Here is a 19,357-nt window from a genome sequence, read left to right as displayed (position 1 = left end):
GAAAGATGAGCCATTGGTTTTTTATTATTAATCCGACAGCAGGACATCGAAACGGCCTGCGTGTTTGGAAGTCCATTCAAAAAGAATTGATCAAACGAAAGGTTGAGCACCGTTCATTTTTAACTGAACATCCGGGACACGCAGAGGTGCTCGCCAGACAGATTTCAACGATACAGGAATATAAGCTGAAGCGCCTGATCGTCATTGGCGGAGACGGAACCATGCATGAAGTTGTCAACGGGCTGAAAGATGTTGACGATATTGAGCTGAGCTTTGTGCCGGCGGGCGCGTATAATGATTTTTCGCGAGGGTTCTCTATTAAAAAAATCGATCTGATACAGGAAATCAAGAAGGTAAAGCGCCCGTTAACAAGAACCTTTCATTTAGGGAGCGTCAATTTCCTTCAGGATAAATCACAGATTCTTTATTTTATGAATCATATCGGGATCGGGTTTGACGCATATGTCAATAAAAAGGCGATGGAATTTCCGTTGAGACGGGTTTTTCTTTTTCTCCGCCTTCGATTTCTTGTGTATCCGCTTTCTCATTTGCACGCTTCGGCAACCTTTAAGCCGTTTACGTTAGCTTGTACGACGGAAGACGAGACGCGCGAATTTCATGATGTCTGGTTTGCCGTTGTATCCAACCATCCGTTTTACGGGGGAGGCATGAAGGCGGCGCCCTTAGCAAATCCGCGCGAGAAGACATTTGATATCGTAATCGTTGAAAACCAGCCGTTTTTGAAAAAATATTGGCTTTTATGTCTCATGGCATTTGGAAAACATACAAAGATGGATGGCGTTACGATGTTTAAAGCGAAGGACATTACATTTTACACGAAGGACAAAATCCCGTTCCATGCTGACGGTGAAATCATGGGCACTACCCCGTTTCGTCTGGCATCTAGTCCTTCCCCCCTAAGAATCAAAACATAAACGTGTTTGGAGGAGAGAGCTTCCGATGGTCAGCATCCGCCGCAGCTTCGAAGCGTATGTCGATGACATGAATATCATTACTGTTCTGATTCCTGCTGAACAAAAGGAAATCATGACACCGCCGTTTCGGCTTGAGACAGAAATAACAGATTTTCCTCTGGCTGTCAGGGAGGAATACTCCCTTGAAGCAAAATACAAGTACGTCTGCGTATCCGACCATCCTGTGACATTTGGAAAAATCCATTGCGTCAGAGCATCCAGCGGCCACAAAACGGATCTCCAAATTGGCGCGGTCATCCGGACGGCAGCGTTTGATGACGAATTTTATTATGACGGAGAGCTGGGCGCCGTTTATACCGCGGATCATACCGTATTTAAAGTATGGGCGCCTGCTGCAACCTCAGCTGCTGTCAAGCTTTCACACCCCAATAAAAGCGGGCGCACATTCCAAATGACTCGGTTGGAAAAAGGCGTCTATGCCGTTACGGTCACAGGTGACCTTCACGGATATGAGTATTTGTTTTGCATCTGCAACAATTCAGAATGGATGGAAACAGTTGACCCGTATGCCAAGGCTGTGACTGTAAATGGAGAGAAGGGCGTCGTCTTGCGCCCGGATCAAATGAAATGGACTGCTCCTCTTAAACCATTCTCACACCCTGTGGATGCCGTCATCTATGAGACGCATCTTCGCGACTTCTCCATCCATGAAAACAGCGGCATGATAAACAAGGGAAAATACTTAGCGCTGACGGAAACTGATACACAAACCGCAAATGGCAGTTCTTCGGGATTAGCGTATGTAAAAGAGCTTGGTGTGACACATGTGGAGCTTCTGCCGGTGAATGATTTTGCCGGAGTTGATGAAGAGAAGCCGCTTGATGCATACAATTGGGGATATAACCCGCTTCATTTCTTTGCCCCGGAGGGAAGCTATGCCTCAAATCCTCATGATCCTCAAACGAGAAAAACAGAGCTGAAACAAATGATCAATACCCTGCATCAGCACGGTCTGCGAGTCATTCTGGATGTTGTTTTTAACCATGTGTATAAGAGGGAGAATTCCCCCTTTGAAAAGACAGTGCCAGGTTATTTTTTCCGGCACGACGAATGTGGGATGCCATCAAACGGCACCGGCGTTGGCAATGATATTGCATCAGAAAGAAGGATGGCAAGAAAATTCATTGCGGATTGCGTGGTCTATTGGCTTGAAGAATACAATGTTGACGGCTTCCGCTTTGATCTCCTCGGGATTTTAGATATTGACACCGTGCTTTATATGAAAGAGAAAGCAACTAAGGCAAAGCCCGGAATCCTGCTTTTTGGAGAAGGTTGGGATCTGGCTACACCGCTGCCGCATGAACAGAAAGCTGCTTTGGCGAACGCGCCAAGAATGCCGGGCATCGGCTTTTTTAATGATATGTTTCGTGACGCTGTAAAAGGGAACACCTTTCACCTTAAGGCAGCAGGGTTTGCGCTCGGCAGCAGTGAATCAGCACAAGCTGTGATGCATGGAATTGCCGGGTCTTCCGGATGGAAGGCATTAGCACCGATTGTTCCGGAACCAAGCCAGTCCATCAATTATGTCGAATCACACGACAATCACACCTTTTGGGATAAAATGAGCTTCGCGCTTCCTCAAGAAAATGACAGCCGAAAGCGAAGCAGGCAAAGGCTTGCAGCCGCGATTATTTTGCTTGCCCAAGGGGTGCCGTTTATTCACAGCGGCCAGGAATTTTTCCGGACGAAGCAGGGAGTGGAAAACAGCTATCAATCCAGTGACAGCATCAACCAGCTCGACTGGGATCGCCGTGGAACGTTCAAAGAAGATGTTCATTATATCTGCAAGCTGATCTCGCTGAGAAAAGCGCATCCTGCATTCCGTCTTAGGTCCGCTGCAGACATCCGGCGCCATCTTGAATGCTTGACGCTAGAAGAACACCTTATCGCATACAGGCTTTATGATCTTGACGAGGTTGACGAATGGAAAGATATCATTGTTATCCATCACGCGAGTCCAGACTCCGTCGAGTGGAGGCTGCCAAACGACATACCTTATCGGCTTTTATGTGATACATCAGGATTTCAGAAAGACCCGGCAGAAATCAAGAAAACGGTTGCAGTAAACGGCATCGGAACGGTTATCTTATATTTAGCATCAGATCTTAAGAGTTTTGCTTGACGAAGTTTGTGCTATAGCGCTAAAATTTAAAGGACGGCTATTGATTAGCATATGAGACTCTCAATAGCTGTCTTTTTTATTTTTATACGATTCGTACGAAAAAGGCATTCGCTGGATAGACTAGAAACGATTAGCCTTAATTCTAAAATATTTTAAGAAATGATGGGTTGAACATTGATATGAACTGGTTGGGACAATTACTAGGTAGCGATTGGGAGATCTTCCCCGCCGGAGGAGCTACAGGAGATGCATATTATGCGAAACATAACGGGCAGCAGCTTTTTTTAAAACGTAATAGCTCACCTTTTTTAGCTGTTTTATCCGCCGAAGGCATTGTTCCGAAGCTGGTTTGGACAAAACGGATGGAAAATGGGGACGTCATTACGGCCCAGCACTGGATGACCGGCAGAGAGCTGAAGCCTAAAGACATGAGCGGACGGCCCGTTGCTGAATTGCTTCGTAAAATACACACATCAAAAGCCTTGCTGGACATGCTGAAGAGACTTGGAAAAGAACCGCTGAACCCGGGGGCTCTTTTGTCTCAGCTGAAGCAGGCTGTATTTGCTGTGCAGCAATCTTCGCCGCTGATTCAAGAAGGGATCAAGTATTTGGAAGAACACCTGCATGAAGTGCATTTCGGTGAGAAAGTCGTTTGCCATTGTGATGTCAATCATAATAACTGGCTATTGTCTGAAGACAACCAGCTGTATTTAATTGACTGGGACGGCGCCATGATCGCTGATCCGGCGATGGACCTCGGGCCTTTGCTGTACCACTACGTCGAAAAGCCAGCTTGGGAGAGCTGGCTGAGCATGTACGGCATAGAGCTGACAGAAAGCCTTCGGTTGCGAATGGCTTGGTATGTGTTATCTGAAACAATTACTTTCATTGCCTGGCATAAAGCAAAAGGCAATGATAAGGAATTTCATGATGCAATGGAAGAGCTGCATATCCTCATGAAACGAATTGTTGATTAATCAGGAATACGAATCCATTTGCTCTACCCATTGAGACAGGCTGTTCTGATGCTCTTGTATGTGTGAGTCGATGGATTTGGACGATATTCCTGATTGGCTGTAGCGGTAAACATCTTCAAGCACGTTTTTGAAATTTGAATCAAGCTCGGTGTTTGCCATCAGTGATTTAATCACACGCTCAAGCTGCTCGTACTCTGCGACTGTTCCGCAGCAGTCCAATTGATGGTCAGTCAATATATCCTTCAATAAATGAACTTGATGCTCATAATGTAAACCCATAACGGTACACATCCCTTCAGTATCATACGGGTTAAATTGTTCAAAACAGAGCGTTTTTATACATGTGAAAGGAGTGTTCCAGCAGACGGGACCCTCTTTTTTTATGCGCTCGGTCTTAAGAGAGATACACTGGAAAAACGAGCTTGCGGGTCTTTTTAATTCATGGTATGTTGTTAGTCGAAATAATAGATAGAGGTGTCAATCATATGAGAATGCGCCACAAGCCGTGGGCTGATGACTTTTTGGCTGAAAACGCAGATATTGCCATCAGCAATCCTGCTGATTATAAAGGGAAATGGAACACAGTGTTTGGCAACGACAATCCGATCCATATCGAGGTTGGTACAGGAAAAGGCCAATTTATTTCTGGTATGGCCAAACAAAATCCCGACATCAATTATATTGGTATTGAGTTATTTAAAAGCGTCATCGTGACAGCCGTCCAAAAAGTAAAAGACAGCGAAGCGCAGAATGTAAAGCTTCTGAATATAGATGCGGACACGCTGACGGATGTGTTTGAGCCGGGGGAAGTGAAACGGGTCTACTTGAACTTTTCTGATCCTTGGCCGAAGAAACGGCATGAAAAACGCCGCCTGACATATTCCCACTTCCTCAAAAAATATGAAGAAGTAATGGGCAAAGGCGGATCGATTCATTTTAAAACGGACAACCGAGGTTTATTTGAGTACTCTTTGAAGAGCTTCTCTGAGTACGGCCTCCTGCTGACATACGTCAGTCTCGATTTGCATAACAGCAATCTGGAAGGCAATATTATGACAGAATATGAAGAAAAATTCTCTGCACTCGGCCAGCCGATCTATCGGGCTGAGGTTGAATGGAGAACGTAAAGACAGACTCTGACAGGAGTCTGTTTTTTTTATGGGCCGTTTGCTACCATGATGACAGGGGGGGATGAAAATGGAAACAATGAAAATTGGAAACATCACGTTGACCTGGCTTGACGGAGGCGTGACGCATATGGACGGAGGCGCCATGTTCGGCGTTGTGCCAAAGCCGCTTTGGTCTAAAAAATATCCAGTCAATGAAAAAAACCAGATTGAACTAAGAACAGACCCTATTTTGATTCAAAAGGATGGGCTCAATATCATCGTTGACGCCGGAATTGGGTACGGCAAGCTGACTGATAAACAAAAACGAAACTATGGCGTGACACAAGAGTCGAATGTGAAACCCTCATTAGCTGCACTCGGATTAACGGTTGCCGATATAGATGTGATCGCAATGACACACCTTCATTTTGATCATGCATGCGGTTTAACGGAATATGAAGGTGAACGGCTCGTCTCTGTCTTTCCGAATGCAGTGATTTATACATCTGCTGTTGAATGGGACGAAATGCGCCATCCGAATATCAGGTCGAAAAATACGTATTGGAAAGAAAATTGGGAGGCTGTAGCTGGCCAAGTCAAAACCTTTGAAGACACCTTAACGATCACAGAGGGTATTACAATGCATCACACCGGAGGCCATAGCGACGGACACAGTGTCCTGATATGCGAGGATGCGGGTGAAACTGCCGTACATATGGCAGATCTGATGCCGACACATGCCCACCGCAATCCGCTATGGGTGCTGGCTTACGATGATTATCCGATGACCTCTATCCCGCAAAAGCAGAAATGGCAGGCGTTCGCAGCAGAAAAAGATGCTTGGTTTATTTTTTACCATGATGCCGAGTATCGCGCCCTTCAATGGGAGGAGGACGGAAGTATCAAAAAGTCAGTTAAGCGAATGAAGCGATAGCATATTTTTATGTTTACCCTGCATGTTTTCCGGCTAATAATGCAAACCTAGTACTAATTATGCTCAGAAAGGAAGAGGCAGGGTGAAACAATTCAGAGTAACAAACGAAGGAGACATTCAAACAACATTAAGAGGCCTTGAAGTGCTCTCTGTTCCTTTTTTGAACAAAGGTGTTGCTTTTACTGAGGAAGAAAGAAAAGAACTTGGTTTAAAAGGCTTTCTGCCGCCCAAGGTATTAACAATTGATGATCAGGCGAAAAGAGCGTATGAACAATATTCCGCACAGCCTGACGATTTGAGCAAAAATGTCTATTTAACGGCGCTGCACGATCGGAATGAAACGCTGTTTTACCGCCTGTTAAATGACCATTTAGGGGAAATGCTCCCGATTGTCTACACACCGACAGTCGGAACGGCAATTCAGAGATACAGCCATGAATACAGAAAACCACGAGGGCTCTATCTGTCAATCGATGACCCGGACGGTATGAAAGAAGCTTTTAAACAGTATAAAGATCAAAGCGATACGATCGATTTAATTGTTGCAACTGATGCGGAAGGAATTTTAGGAATCGGTGACTGGGGCGTCGGAGGAATCGCAATTTCTATTGGCAAGCTGGCGGTTTATACAGCGGCTGCGGGCATTGATCCGAGCAGAGTGCTGGCTGTTGTTTTAGATGCGGGGACAAATCAGGAGAGCCTCTTGAACGATCCGCTTTATGTCGGCAACCAGCATTCTAGAGTGCGCGGAGAACGCTATGACCAATTTATTGACGACTACGTTGCGCTTGCGAGAGAAACATTTCCGAATGCATTGCTGCATTGGGAGGATTTCGGGGCGAAAAACGCGCGAAGCATTTTGAAACGCTATAAAGATAAAGTGTGTACCTTCAATGATGATATCCAAGGAACTGGCGCTGTTTCTTTGGCCGCAGTCTTATCCTGTGCAAAAGCGTCTAAAGTTCCGCTGAGAGATCACAGAGTTGTTATATTCGGAGCGGGAACGGCAGGAATCGGAATTGCCGAACAGCTGCGGGAAGCTTTGGTGCGCGAGGGACTGAGTGAAGAAGAATCATACAAGCGCTTCTGGTGCATAGACAGAAACGGGCTGTTAACAGATGATATGGATCAGCTTCTTGATTTCCAAAAGCCGTATACTCGTTCGGCTGATGAAGTGAAGGATTATCAGCGGAACGGAGACGGCGGAGGCATTGATCTTCTTGAAGTGGTCCGGCAGGCGAAACCGACGATCCTGATCGGCACATCTACAGTTTCCGGCGCTTTCACTGAAGAAATTGTAAAAGAAATGGCGTCACATGTGAAACGGCCGGCGATTTTGCCAATGTCAAATCCGACAACTCTTTCTGAAGCAAAACCGGAGGATTTAATCGAATGGACAGAAGGCCGTGCGCTGATCACGACAGGAAGCCCGTTCCCGCCAGTTGAATATAACGGAGTTACGTATCATATCGGGCAGGCAAACAACGCGCTTGTCTTCCCTGGTCTCGGTCTTGGAACAATTGTTACCAAATCAAAATTAATTACCGACGGCATGTTTGAAGCATGTGCCCGGGCAATCGCAGGTATGGTCAATGTCGGGGTGCCTGGCGCGCCGATGCTTCCAAAAGTTGAAGATTTGCGCACTGTTTCGGCAACCGTTGCTGTTGAAGTTGCAAAAACCGCAATGGAGGAAGGCGTCGCTACGGAAGAGCCTGAAGACATTATACAGGCAGTGCAGGATGCGATGTGGTATCCGGTATACAAACCGATTCGCGCGATATAATAAAAAAGAGCCGCTGCATAGGCAGCGGCTTCTATTTTTTGCTTGTCCGGTGTTAAGAGGCGATTGTATCAATGACATCAACAATTTCTCCTGTTTTCGCATCCACCATGACTTCATACTGTTCTAATTCTCCGAAAGCTGATCGTGTAATGCCGGTTTTGTATACTTGTACCGTTTCTCCGTTAATATTGTAAGGCTCCGGCTGGGTGTAAATCCATGATCCGTCAATCGGGCCCCGCTGCTTAAAAGCAGATTTTACAATTCGAAGCGCTTTTTCTGAAGAAATATAAGGCTTCATCACATATTGTTTCACAACGACAGCCGCACAGATTCCAAGTCCTGCTCCTAAAAGAAGATGACGCAATTTCAAAATAAAGCACCTCCTGGTTGATCGTACTTTTCATTATACAGAAACAGCCAAATCCTGTTAAGCAATACGCGGCTGATCGAGCAGATTGGGTCAGGGTGCTTGGAAAACTTCATTGTTTCTAATAAAATAAAAGGACTACATAGAAATGAGGGGAAAACATGAATCAAGAAACGAAAGCGCTTTTCCAAACACTGACGCAGCTTCCCGGCGCGCCGGGCAATGAGCATCAGGTTCGTGCTTTTATGAAGCAGGAGCTAGCCAAATATGCCGATGACATCGTTCAGGACAGACTGGGAAGTGTTTTCGGAGTCAGACGAGGCGCAGAGGACGCACCGAGAATTATGGTAGCCGGGCACATGGACGAAGTCGGCTTCATGGTGACATCCATTACAGACAACGGGCTGCTCAGATTCCAGACGCTCGGAGGCTGGTGGAGCCAAGTTTTGCTTGCGCAGCGGGTTGAAATTCAAACAGATAACGGGCCGGTTCCGGGTGTGATTTCAAGCATACCGCCGCATTTATTGACAGATGCGCAGCGAAACCGACCGATGGATATCAAAAACATGATGATCGACATTGGAGCGGATGATAAGGAAGACGCCATCAAAATCGGCATTAGACCGGGACAGCAGATCGTGCCTGTTTGTCCGTTTACGACGATGGCGAATGAAAAGAAAATTTTATCAAAAGCATGGGATAACAGATATGGATGCGGCTTAAGCATTGAACTTCTGAAGGAATTACACGGTAAAGAGCTTCCGAATACACTCTATGCGGGTGCAACGGTTCAGGAAGAAGTAGGGCTAAGGGGCGCGCAGACGGCTTCTCATATGATTAAACCGGACTTGTTTTTCGCCCTTGACGCCAGCCCGGCAAACGATATGAGCGGAGACAAAAATGAATTCGGCCAGCTTGGAAAAGGCTTTTTGCTGCGCATTCTTGACAGAACGACAGTCATGCATCGCGGAATGAGGGAATTCGTTCTTGATATGGCTGAAACGCATGATATTCCATATCAATATTTTGTATCCGGCGGGGGAACAGACGCAGGCAAGGTTCATATTTCGAACAGCGGTGTGCCGTCAGCGGTTATCGGAATATGTTCCCGCTATATTCATACAAACGCTTCTATCATTCATATTGATGATTATGCTGCTGCTAAAGAAATGCTCATCAAACTTGTAACAGCCTGCGATAAGCAGACGGTGGATGCGATTAAAGAAAATATGTAGGTTTCATAAAAGCTTGTTGAACGAGCAGTAAGCCCGGATCGACAAGCTTTTTTCTTATTCTGTTTCAAATAGATAGGAAAGGGCCTTAATGGCTTGGTTAACGGTTTCAACCGTAATATTCGCTTTATTGGAAAGCTCTTTTAAAGGATGGTGGAGCGATTCCGGCCGGATGATAATCAGGGGTTTTCCTTTTGCGATCGCATATGATGCATCCATTGCCGTGTTCCACTGTTTGTACTTTTCGCCAAACAGGGCGATCACAAAGTCTGCTTTATTCATCAGGACGGCGGTTCTGAAGTTGTTGATGTCAGAGGCTTTGTCATCCTTTAAAACGGCATTTGGCTGTACGCCCATAATTTCTTCACCAATATTGTCTGAGCGGTCATGATTCTCCATCGGACCAACAAACGTAATCGGGAGCTTCAGTGATTTTGTTTTCTCTTTAATTTCCTCGCGCCAATTGCTGTGGATTTCTCCTGCTAAATAGACGATAAACTCCATATAAAAATTCCTCCTTATGTATGTCCATCTGTAAATTTTACCCTCATGTACACGATGTTAAACGAAACGAGCTTGATAATGCAAATAAAATATGATAATGATAATGGGAAAGCCAATCTTACATATTCATTCGTTGCATATAAGTGGTTTTGCCTCAAGCAGTTTGGTATGATCCAAATGGACGAGTATCGATAAAAAACATGTAAGAACATAAACAACTGGAGGGATATGAAATGAAAAAAATTGAATCAACTCAAGAGCTGGAAAAAGCGGTAAAGGATGATTGGTCTGTATTTATGTTTTCAGCCGATTGGTGCCCGGATTGCCGTTTTGTAGAGCCTTTCCTGCCTGAACTGGAAGCGAATTTCCCTGAATTCACCTACTACTACGTAGACCGTGACAAATTCATTGATACATGTGCAGAGTGGGAAATTTACGGAATCCCAAGCTTTGTGGTGTTTAATGAAGGAAAAGAAGTAAATCGTTTTGTGAGCAAAGACCGCAAAACAAAAGAAGAAATTGAACAGTTTTTAACAGACTCTCTCGCTAAAGCGTAAAGGAGGACATCGGTTTGAAAATGACCTCAAGGAAGCTGTCAGATATACTGAAACAGCGCCTTCAGCACGAGAATCGCTCCTTTCTGTTTGACAGAGAAAAAGACACCCTCCGTGTTGAGGATCAAACGACTAAAAAAGGGATTACACTCGATTTGCCGCCGATTATTGCAAAATGGGAACTGAAAAAAGACGAAGCCATTGATGAGATCGTGTACTATGTCTCCGAAGCGATGACGGCAATGGAAGGGAAGGCTCAGGAAATGACCGGGAAAGAAACTCGCATTTATCCGGTCATCCGCTCGACTTCCTTCCCGGACAAGTCCAGTGAAGATATCCCGCTCATTTATGACGATCATACCGCAGAGACAAGAATTTATTACGCGCTTGATCTCGGGAAAACCTACCGTTTAATTGACCAGCGCATGCTTGAGAAAGAAAACTGGACAAAAGAGCGGATCAGAGAGACGGCCGCATTTAATCTCCGTTCCCTGCCGACGGTTGTCAAAGAAGATACGGTTGCCGGCAATTACTTTTATTTCTTCAGGGCAAACGACGGATACGACGCAAGCCGGATTTTGAACGAAGCGATCTTAAATGAGTATAAGCAGCATGCAGAAGGGGAGCTGGCGATCTCTGTTCCTCATCAGGACGTTTTGATTCTTGCTGACATCCGGAATGAATCGGGGTATGATATTCTAGGACAAATGTCGATGAGCTTCTTTGCAGGCGGCACCGTCCCGATTACCGCCCTTTCATTTTTGTACAATGAAGGAAAGCTGGAACCGGTGTTTATCCTGGCGAAAAGCCGTCCGAAAAAGGATTAGAAAGGATTTTTACTTATGAACGCTTTTTATAATAAAGAAGGTGTGGGAGACACGCTCCTGATCTCTCTTCAAGATGTGACACGCGAACAATTAGGCTATGAAAAACACGGCGACGTCGTCAAAATTTTCAATAACGAGACAAAAGAAACAACGGGCTTCAACATTTTCAACGCGTCTTCTTACTTGACCATTGATGAAAACGGCCCTGTTGCGCTCTCAGAAACATTCGTGCAAGATGTGAATGAGATTTTAAACAGAAACGGCGTTGAAGAAACATTAGTCGTTGATTTATCTCCGAAGTTTGTTGTGGGTTATGTAGAATCAAAAGAAAAACATCCGAATGCGGATAAATTAAGCGTATGTAAAGTCAACGTAGGAGAAGAAACGCTTCAGATCGTCTGCGGCGCGCCTAACGTTGACAAAGGCCAAAAAGTTGTCGTTGCCAAAGTCGGTGCTGTGATGCCTAGCGGACTTGTCATTAAGGATGCAGAGCTTCGCGGCGTTCCGTCAAGCGGGATGATCTGCTCAGCGAAAGAGCTTGATTTGCCGGATGCCCCTGCTGAAAAAGGAATCCTTGTGTTAGAAGGAGACTATGAGGCGGGAGACGCATTTCAGTTTTAGACTCCCATAAATCCGCCAAAAAAAACGAATCATGTGAAAAGCCGCTAAGCCCTTGTTTAGCGGCTTTGTTTCTGCTGATAGCTTAATCTTTTCTGGGCCGACCAGCAGTGGTATACTAAAAACCGTCCCAGAAAACTATAAGGGAGTTAGAGATAAATTATGAGTTGGCTTCATAAATTTTTTGATTTGTTTTTAGGCGAAAGCGAAGAGGATGCTGAACGGGAGACAAAACCCGCTCAAATTCCGCAGCAACAAGAAGTACATCATCCTGAAGGACAATTAAAAAGATTGGAAGATCCTAAAATATATTATGAATATCCAAAAGGCAAATTCCGTTTTCCAGTCGTGCCTGACGGATACAAAAATCATGACCTGAGAAGGCGCCGCACACCATCGGACGAACCGAAACCCGCGCCTCGTCCAAGTGCTGCACTTTACAGAGAGCGTCCCAGAAATGAAGAAGAGCAGCATACATATCAAGCAGCAGAGCCGGCGAAGAAACCGTTTAAACCGACAAATATCCCTTCGCCTATCTATGGATTTAATCAAAAACCATCTGTTAAAAAGGATGTGCCGAAAAAGCCTTCTGAAACATTGAACGAACCGGATAAATCGGTAAAAGAGAAGGTAACACTGCTGTCAGAAGAGATTGAACGTGAACGCGGCTATCCTGCTTCAGACACACAGGCGCATTCCAAAAAAGAAAGTCCTTTCTTCCCGGATACCCAATTTGAAAAACAGCCTTCTGGCGTTTTAAACAGAAAGGATACGGAGCATGATGAGGCGCTGGCGAAACGGCCAGCCGAGCCGTCAGGTAACAAAGTGCCATTTGAGTCAGGCGTTCAACAGCCGGAAAAAGAGGAGCCTTCCTTCCCAGCTGAACATGCCGAAGAGCAAACACCGCCTGAGATGCTCACAGATACGGCGGCTGAAGGGCTTTCAGACAGTGAAGTAGGCCGCGAAGAGGAGGAAGAACAAAGGGAGCAGCAGCCAGAGAAACTTGAAGAGCCTGTTTTCTCCGCTGAACTTGATGAAGAGCAAATAGCTCCTGAATCTCAGACAGAGGCAGTATCTGAGGATGAAAAAGCAAAAGAGCCGTCAGACAGCCCAGTATACAATCATCATGAAAACGCGGCAGAAGGTGCTGAGTCCCCGTTCGTTCAAGAAGAACAAATGGACATTCGTCAGGAAGACCCTTTATTTACTGATCATGAGTATTCATCAGAGGCTCTGGCTCAAGCAGAAACTGTGGCAAAAGAATCAGAAGAGCCATCAGACAGCATAATAAATAATCATTATGACATCCTGGGAGAGGCTCAGGAAACGAAGATAGATGTTCAGCCAGACAGCCATACAGAGCTTGAGAAAACTGAACACATGGAGCAGGGTTCCAAATCGTCTACTGCACCTCTTGAAAATCGGCAGGGAATTCGCGCAGACAAACCTCGCGAAGCTTCAGAAGAGCCGAAAAAAAGGCCTGGTGTACAGGAGAAAAGGACTGAACAAAGCGCATCTTCTCAAAAAGGGCCATCCGTTCCTTTTAATGTGATGATGCTGAAAAGAGATACGCATAAACAGCAAAAAGCAGAGGAGCGCCGCGGCAGCTATGTATTTCCGAATGTTGCACTGCTTGATGTCCCGCCAGCGCAGGTTCAAGATGATACTGCGTGGATCGAAGAACAGCGTCAGCTTCTTGATTTAACCTTGAAAAACTTCAATGTCCGCGCCAATGTGGTCCATGTAACCCAGGGTCCGTCTGTCACGAGATTTGAAGTGCATCCTGAACCGGGTGTAAAGGTGAATAAAATCACCAACTTGTCCGATGATATTAAACTCAGTCTCTCAGCGAGAGATATTCGGATTGAAGCGCCGATTCCGGGGAAAAACACGATCGGAATTGAAGTGCCGAACCGCACGAGCAAGGTGGTTGATTTGCGCCAAATGATTCGCAGCTCAGCTTTCAGGACAAGCAAGTCACCGCTCACAGCTGCGCTGGGATTAGATATTTCAGGAAATCCTGTTGTTATCGACTTGAAGAAAATGCCGCATGGCTTGATTGCCGGCGCTACAGGCTCCGGAAAAAGCGTATGCATCAATACAATATTAGTCAGCCTGCTTTATAAAGCTGACCCGAGTGAGGTAAAGGTGCTGCTGATTGATCCGAAAATGGTAGAGCTGGCCCCTTACAATAAAATTCCTCACCTCGTCAGCCCGGTCATTACTGATGCTAAAGCGGCTACAGCTGCTTTGAAATGGGTCGTTGAGGAAATGGAGCGCCGCTATGAGCTTTTTGCCCATTCAGGTGTCCGCGATATTGACCGCTTTAATCAATTAACCGCTGAACACCAAATGGGTGAAAAGCTGCCATATTTAGTTGTCATTATTGATGAGCTTGCAGATTTGATGATGGTGGCTCCAAACGATGTGGAAGAAAGCATTGCGCGGATCGCCCAAAAAGCCAGAGCGTGCGGTATCCATCTTCTCGTCGCAACTCAGCGTCCGTCAGTCGATGTCATAACAGGTCTGATTAAGGCGAATATCCCGACGAGAATCGCCTTTTCTGTCTCAAGCCAGGTTGATTCCCGAACAATTATTGACATAGCCGGTGCAGAAAAGCTTCTCGGAAAAGGGGATATGCTCTTTTTGGAAAACGGATCGGGAAAACCGGTACGTCTGCAAGGTAACTTTGTGTCAGACCGGGAAATCGACCGCGTCGTTTCCCACGTCAGAAGCCAAATGCCGCCGACCTATTTATTTGAACAAGAAGAGCTCGTAAGACAAGGATCAGCCCTGAAAGAAGAGGACGAACTGTTTTACGAAGCGTGTGAGTTTGTTGTAGAGCAAAACAGTGCGAGCACTTCAAGCCTGCAAAGAAGATTCAGAATCGGTTACAATCGTGCGGCAAGGCTGATCGACATGATGGAAGCGGAAGGCATGATCTCTGAGGCAAAAGGAAGCAAGCCTCGAGAGGTGCTGATCACAGCAAGTGATTTAATAAACGAATAATATGGGTTCATTTTCACACCAAACATGGTATGATAGTGTTTAGAGCATTTAACAGCTATGCCGCTTTACAGCAGCTGTGCATAGACAAATCTTGATATCTGGGTTTAATCGGAAAGAAATAACCTGATACTAAACATAACAAAACATATAAAATACGCCGCTAAGGGAGGCTTTTCAGCCGCCGCGGTCGCAAATTGAAATGAGCGTCATATACTGGGGAACAGATAGACGTTTGTTGGAGGTACAATTATGACTGTTTATCATTTTGTTGGAATAAAAGGGACCGGTATGAGTCCGCTTGCCCAAATACTTCATGATAATGGATATACTGTCCAAGGATCGGATATCGAAAAATTTATTTTTACGCAAACAGCGCTTGAAAAAAGAAATATTACGATTCTTCCTTTTAGCGCGGAAAATATTAAACCCGGCATGACAGTCATCGCCGGAAACGCATTCCCAGACACGCATCCTGAAATAGAAAAAGCGATGTCTGAGGGAATTCCGGTGATACGTTATCATAAGTTTTTAGGCGACTACATGAAAAAATTCACGAGTGTTGCCGTTACGGGCGCACACGGCAAAACGTCGACTACGGGTCTGCTGGCTCACGTGATCCAAAACGCAAAACCGACGTCTTTCTTAATCGGAGACGGAACAGGCCAGGGAAATGAAAACAGCGAATACTTTGTGTTTGAAGCGTGCGAATACCGCCGCCATTTCTTAAGCTATCAGCCAGATTATGCGATTATGACGAATATTGATTTTGATCACCCTGATTACTTCTCAAGCATTGACGATGTATTTGACGCTTTCCAAGAGATGGCTCTTCAAGTCAACAAAGGCATTATTGCCTGCGGAGACGATGAGCATCTGCCGAAAATCCATGCGAACGTCCCGGTTGTGTATTATGGCACGGGGGAAGAAAATGATTTTCAAGCCAGAAACATCGTAAAAAGCACGGAAGGGACAACTTTTGATGTCTTTGTCCGCAATACGTTCTATGATACGTTTTATATTCCTGCGTACGGCCACCACAATGTATTAAACTCATTGGCGGTCATTGCGTTATGCCATTATGAAGAAATTGATTCCAGCATCATTAAGCATGCTCTCAAATCCTTTGGGGGCGTCAAACGCAGATTCAATGAGAAGCAGCTTGGGGATCAAGTGCTGATCGATGACTATGCTCATCATCCGACAGAAATAAAAGTGACAATCGAGGCGGCAAGACAGAAGTATCCTGATCGGGAAATTGTCGCGGTATTCCAGCCTCATACATTTACACGGACGCAGCAGTTCCTTGACGAATTTGCAGAAAGCCTGAGCGGCGCTGACTGTGTGTATTTATGCGATATTTTCGGCTCAGCCCGTGAGAATGCCGGAAAGCTGACGATCGGCGATCTCCAGGGAAAAATTCATAATGCCAAGCTGATTGAAGAAGATGACACATCTGTTTTAAAAGCTCATGATAAAGCCGTTCTCATCTTCATGGGAGCAGGAGATATCCAAAAATATATGAGAGCCTACGAAAACGTCATGGCATAATAAAAAGCAGTGATCTCACTGCTTTTTATTTATCTGATGGGAAAGCTTATTAAAGGATTTTCTTACATAACGGAGAATAGTATGTATACAGCCCAGTACACATGTTTATGATTGAAGAAAACGGGTAAACAGCAGTATATCCTGCAGCAAGGAGGTTTGAGATGATTATTATTCTTTATTTGAGCGTTGCACTCATCGCAGTTGCATTTCTCGTATTAGTGATCTACTTGTCTAAAACATTGAAGTCATTGCAGCTGACACTAAAAAACGTCGCATCCACTCTTGAAGGGCTGGAGGGACAAATGAAGGGCATCACAACTGAAACAGCCGAGCTTTTACATAAGACCAACCGCCTGGCTGAAGATATTCAGGAAAAATCAGAAAAGCTGAACACGGTCGTTCATGCTGTTCAAGGAGTGGGAGCTTCTTTACAGCAGTTCAATACATCCATGAAACAAGCGGCAGGGTCTGTATCGGCATCAGTTAGAGAAAATCAAGATAAGATCAATCAAGTTGTCACATGGAGTCAAGCAGCAATGGAAATTTGGGAGAAATGGAAGCAAAAGAAAAAATCAGCCCTGTAAGAGAAAAAAATACTAAGAGGAGGAATAATGATGAGCAAAGATGGAATTAATAGTAAAGATTTTTTAATCGGAACTTTAATCGGGGGAATCATCGGTGCCACTACAGCTCTTTTTCTAGCACCTAAATCAGGCAAAGAACTTCGCGACGATCTCGGCAGCCAGGCTGTTGCTTTACGGGACAAAACTGATAAAATGACGGCAGATGCGAAGGAAAAAGGCACGCAATATGTCAGCATCGCAAAAGACAAAACTTCCAACATCACACAGCTTGTAGCGGATCAGTCTGGGCAGATCATGAACAAGGTAAAGGATTTAAGAGACCGTTCCAAATCTGACAAAACGGATTCATCGACTGCAATGCAAGATATGCGGGAAGAAGCGATGCAGGCGGCTGATGAAACAAAAGATCAAGTCCTCCAGACGAAAGAAGATGTAAAAGACGAACTGAAAGATGCACAAAAACAGGCTGAGCAGTTGAATCGCTGAGCAGGGAAGGAAGAGCTTGAGTCATGGCTAAACAGCTTATTCAATCTGAGGAAGAATTTAAACGGATTGCAGAACAGGAAGGCGTTTTCGTCTTCTTAAAACACAGCACCACATGCCCGATCAGCCAGGCAGCATTTCATGAGTTTGATGCCTTTGCAAATCAGCATGAGGATGTGCCGGCTTACTATCTTCAAGTACAAGAAGCCCGGCCGCTGTCCAATTTCATTGCAGAAACATATGGGGTCAAGCATGAAAGCCCTCAGATATTCATCATCCAGAACGGTGAAGTGAAATGGCATACCTCACATTCACAAATTACAGAAGCCGCTATTGAGCAGCATTTGTCATAGAAAAAAGCGTCCAGATATCATCTGGCGCTTTTTTTTGTAAAAAACCCTTGAACATTGCCCTCACATCATGTAGGATAGCTTCATAGATTACTTTATCACTTAAAAGCGTTTGGGTAATAAAGTAGAGTTTTTATAAAATTTTTTGTATTTCAGTATTTCCATTTGGAATTACTTATAGTAAGATGCATGATAACTACAAAATAAAAAATGAATGTGCAGGGAAAGGATGAAAAAAATGAGCAACACAGAGTTAGAGCTTTTAAGGCAGAAAGCAGACGAATTAAACCTACAAATTTTAAAACTAATCAACGAACGCGGAAATGTTGTAAAAGAGATCGGTAAAGCGAAGGAAGCACAGGGTGTCAACCGATTTGACCCTGTCAGAGAACGCACAATGTTAAACAATATCATTGAAAACAATGACGGGCCGTTCGAAAATTCAACCATCCAGCACATTTTTAAAGAGATATTCAAAGCCGGTTTAGAGCTTCAGGAAGAAGATCACAGCAAAGCGCTGCTTGTCTCCCGCAAGAAAAAACCTGAAGATACAATTGTTGATATCAAAGGCGAAAAAATCGGAGACGGCCAGCAAAGATTCATTGTCGGCCCATGTGCAGTAGAGAGCTATGAGCAGGTAGCTGAAGTCGCTGCAGCTGCGAAAAAACAAGGGATTAAAATTTTGCGCGGTGGAGCCTTTAAGCCTCGTACGAGCCCATACGATTTCCAAGGGCTTGGTGTTGAAGGCCTTCAAATTTTAAAACGTGTAGCGGATGAATTTGATCTGGCGGTTATCAGTGAAATCGTAACTCCGGCTCATATCGAAGAAGCGCTGGACTACATTGATGTCATTCAAATCGGAGCGCGCAACATGCAAAACTTCGAATTGCTGAAAGCGGCCGGCGCCGTGAAAAAGCCAGTACTTCTGAAGCGCGGTCTTGCTGCAACGATCTCTGAATTCATCAATGCTGCTGAATACATCATGTCACAAGGAAATGACCAAATTATCCTTTGTGAGCGCGGAATCAGAACATATGAAACAGCAACGAGAAACACGCTGGATATTTCAGCTGTGCCGATTTTGAAACAAGAAACGCATTTGCCAGTCTTTGTTGATGTTACGCATTCAACAGGCCGCCGTGACCTCTTGCTTCCGACAGCTAAAGCCGCTTTAGCGATCGGTGCTGATGGCGTAATGGCTGAGGTTCACCCTGATCCGTCAGTCGCACTTTCTGACTCTGCTCAGCAAATGGCGATTCCTGAATTCGAAAAATGGCTGAATGAACTGAAGCCAATGGTGAAAGTCAACGCTTAATTGAACAATCCAAAAGGCCGCGCCTGCGGCCTTTTTTTATGCTTTC

Annotated in this window: 20 protein-coding genes; 17 read left to right on the top strand and 3 right to left on the bottom strand. The window is 45.0% G+C overall.

The genetic code is table 11. From position 1 onward, the window contains the following. Positions 1-5: 5 nt before the first annotated feature. From NSQ12_RS15845 to NSQ12_RS15835, 3 genes are all read left to right on the top strand, one after another. Positions 6-935, top strand: a complete 930-nt coding sequence (locus NSQ12_RS15845; RefSeq protein WP_003229243.1) for a diacylglycerol kinase family lipid kinase — start codon at positions 6-8, stop codon at positions 933-935. A 25-nt stretch (positions 936-960) separates the two neighbouring features. Continuing rightward, positions 961-3,117, top strand: coding sequence for a type I pullulanase (gene pulA / locus NSQ12_RS15840; protein WP_110109461.1), 2,157 nt, complete (start codon positions 961-963; stop codon positions 3,115-3,117). Between the two features lie 179 nt (positions 3,118-3,296). Continuing rightward, positions 3,297-4,094, top strand: coding sequence for a phosphotransferase family protein (locus NSQ12_RS15835; RefSeq protein ID WP_009967993.1), 798 nt, complete (start codon positions 3,297-3,299; stop codon positions 4,092-4,094). Here NSQ12_RS15835 and NSQ12_RS15830 read toward each other — a convergent pair whose 3' ends face one another. Continuing rightward, positions 4,095-4,373, bottom strand: coding sequence for a YtzH-like family protein (locus NSQ12_RS15830; protein ID WP_003237926.1), 279 nt, complete (start codon positions 4,371-4,373; stop codon positions 4,095-4,097). A 206-nt stretch (positions 4,374-4,579) separates the two neighbouring features. Here NSQ12_RS15830 and trmB point away from each other — a divergent pair, with 206 nt between their 5' ends. The 3 genes from trmB (at position 4,580) to NSQ12_RS15815 (ending at position 7,920) form a co-directional block, all read left to right on the top strand. Further along, positions 4,580-5,221, top strand: coding sequence for a tRNA (guanosine(46)-N7)-methyltransferase TrmB (gene trmB, locus NSQ12_RS15825; protein ID WP_004398646.1), 642 nt, complete (start codon positions 4,580-4,582; stop codon positions 5,219-5,221). 70 nt (positions 5,222-5,291) lie between these two features. Beyond that, positions 5,292-6,137 carry an MBL fold metallo-hydrolase gene (locus NSQ12_RS15820; RefSeq protein ID WP_038427838.1) on the top strand — a complete coding sequence of 282 codons (846 nt, stop codon included), beginning with the start codon at positions 5,292-5,294 and terminating at the stop codon, positions 6,135-6,137. A gap of 82 nt (positions 6,138-6,219) precedes the next feature. Beyond that, positions 6,220-7,920 (top strand): NAD-dependent malic enzyme, encoded by a 1,701-nt coding sequence (locus NSQ12_RS15815; RefSeq protein WP_110109460.1) that lies wholly within the window; start codon positions 6,220-6,222, stop codon positions 7,918-7,920. Between the two features lie 52 nt (positions 7,921-7,972). On the opposite strand, the gene NSQ12_RS15810 is transcribed toward NSQ12_RS15815, so the two are convergent. After that, positions 7,973-8,290 (bottom strand): PepSY domain-containing protein, encoded by a 318-nt coding sequence (locus NSQ12_RS15810; RefSeq protein WP_014480575.1) that lies wholly within the window; start codon positions 8,288-8,290, stop codon positions 7,973-7,975. Positions 8,291-8,448: 158 nt separating this feature from the next. Here NSQ12_RS15810 and NSQ12_RS15805 point away from each other — a divergent pair, with 158 nt between their 5' ends. Next, a complete protein-coding gene (locus tag NSQ12_RS15805; RefSeq protein ID WP_015251442.1) occupies positions 8,449-9,522 on the top strand; it encodes a M42 family metallopeptidase in 1,074 nt (357 codons plus the stop codon). Positions 9,523-9,576: 54 nt separating this feature from the next. Here NSQ12_RS15805 and NSQ12_RS15800 read toward each other — a convergent pair whose 3' ends face one another. Beyond that, on the bottom strand, positions 9,577-10,023 hold the full coding sequence (locus NSQ12_RS15800) for a YtoQ family protein (RefSeq protein ID WP_003229263.1): 447 nt from the start codon (positions 10,021-10,023) through the stop codon (positions 9,577-9,579). A 78-nt stretch (positions 10,024-10,101) separates the two neighbouring features. Between NSQ12_RS15800 and NSQ12_RS15795 the strand changes: the two genes are divergently transcribed. From NSQ12_RS15795 to NSQ12_RS15750, 10 genes are all read left to right on the top strand, one after another. Beyond that, positions 10,102-10,218: a hypothetical protein gene (locus NSQ12_RS15795; protein ID WP_004399150.1), complete on the top strand. Its 117-nt coding sequence runs from the start codon at positions 10,102-10,104 to the stop codon at positions 10,216-10,218. Between the two features lie 38 nt (positions 10,219-10,256). Then, positions 10,257-10,580 (top strand): thioredoxin family protein, encoded by a 324-nt coding sequence (locus NSQ12_RS15790; RefSeq protein ID WP_003229265.1) that lies wholly within the window; start codon positions 10,257-10,259, stop codon positions 10,578-10,580. Between the two features lie 14 nt (positions 10,581-10,594). After that, entirely contained in the window at positions 10,595-11,404 is an 810-nt protein-coding gene (locus NSQ12_RS15785; RefSeq protein ID WP_009967991.1) for a DUF1444 domain-containing protein, read from the top strand. A 15-nt stretch (positions 11,405-11,419) separates the two neighbouring features. Next, positions 11,420-12,025, top strand: coding sequence for a YtpR family tRNA-binding protein (ytpR, locus tag NSQ12_RS15780; RefSeq protein ID WP_076458270.1), 606 nt, complete (start codon positions 11,420-11,422; stop codon positions 12,023-12,025). Positions 12,026-12,184: 159 nt separating this feature from the next. After that, on the top strand, positions 12,185-15,031 hold the full coding sequence (gene sftA, locus NSQ12_RS15775) for a DNA translocase SftA (protein WP_110109459.1): 2,847 nt from the start codon (positions 12,185-12,187) through the stop codon (positions 15,029-15,031). A 249-nt stretch (positions 15,032-15,280) separates the two neighbouring features. Further along, positions 15,281-16,579, top strand: coding sequence for a UDP-N-acetylmuramate--L-alanine ligase (gene murC / locus NSQ12_RS15770; protein WP_003229274.1), 1,299 nt, complete (start codon positions 15,281-15,283; stop codon positions 16,577-16,579). A 161-nt stretch (positions 16,580-16,740) separates the two neighbouring features. After that, complete coding sequence (locus NSQ12_RS15765; protein WP_110109458.1) at positions 16,741-17,163, top strand: DUF948 domain-containing protein; 423 nt, start codon at positions 16,741-16,743, stop codon at positions 17,161-17,163. 30 nt (positions 17,164-17,193) lie between these two features. Continuing rightward, the gene (locus NSQ12_RS15760; protein WP_004398549.1) at positions 17,194-17,649 is read left to right on the top strand and encodes a YtxH domain-containing protein; all 456 of its coding nucleotides are present in this window, start codon (positions 17,194-17,196) and stop codon (positions 17,647-17,649) included. A gap of 23 nt (positions 17,650-17,672) precedes the next feature. Continuing rightward, positions 17,673-17,999 carry a bacillithiol system redox-active protein YtxJ gene (gene ytxJ, locus NSQ12_RS15755; RefSeq protein ID WP_003229280.1) on the top strand — a complete coding sequence of 109 codons (327 nt, stop codon included), beginning with the start codon at positions 17,673-17,675 and terminating at the stop codon, positions 17,997-17,999. 235 nt (positions 18,000-18,234) lie between these two features. Next, the gene (locus tag NSQ12_RS15750) at positions 18,235-19,311 is read left to right on the top strand and encodes a bifunctional 3-deoxy-7-phosphoheptulonate synthase/chorismate mutase (RefSeq protein ID WP_003223454.1); all 1,077 of its coding nucleotides are present in this window, start codon (positions 18,235-18,237) and stop codon (positions 19,309-19,311) included. Positions 19,312-19,357 lie beyond the last annotated feature (46 nt).

Source organism: Bacillus sp. PS95 (assembly GCF_037963565.1).
In the GTDB taxonomy this organism is placed as follows: Bacteria; Bacillota; Bacilli; order Bacillales; family Bacillaceae; genus Bacillus; species Bacillus subtilis.
The sequence above is the reverse complement of the archived record's forward strand: the minus strand, read 5'-3'. Positions and strand labels throughout refer to the sequence as shown.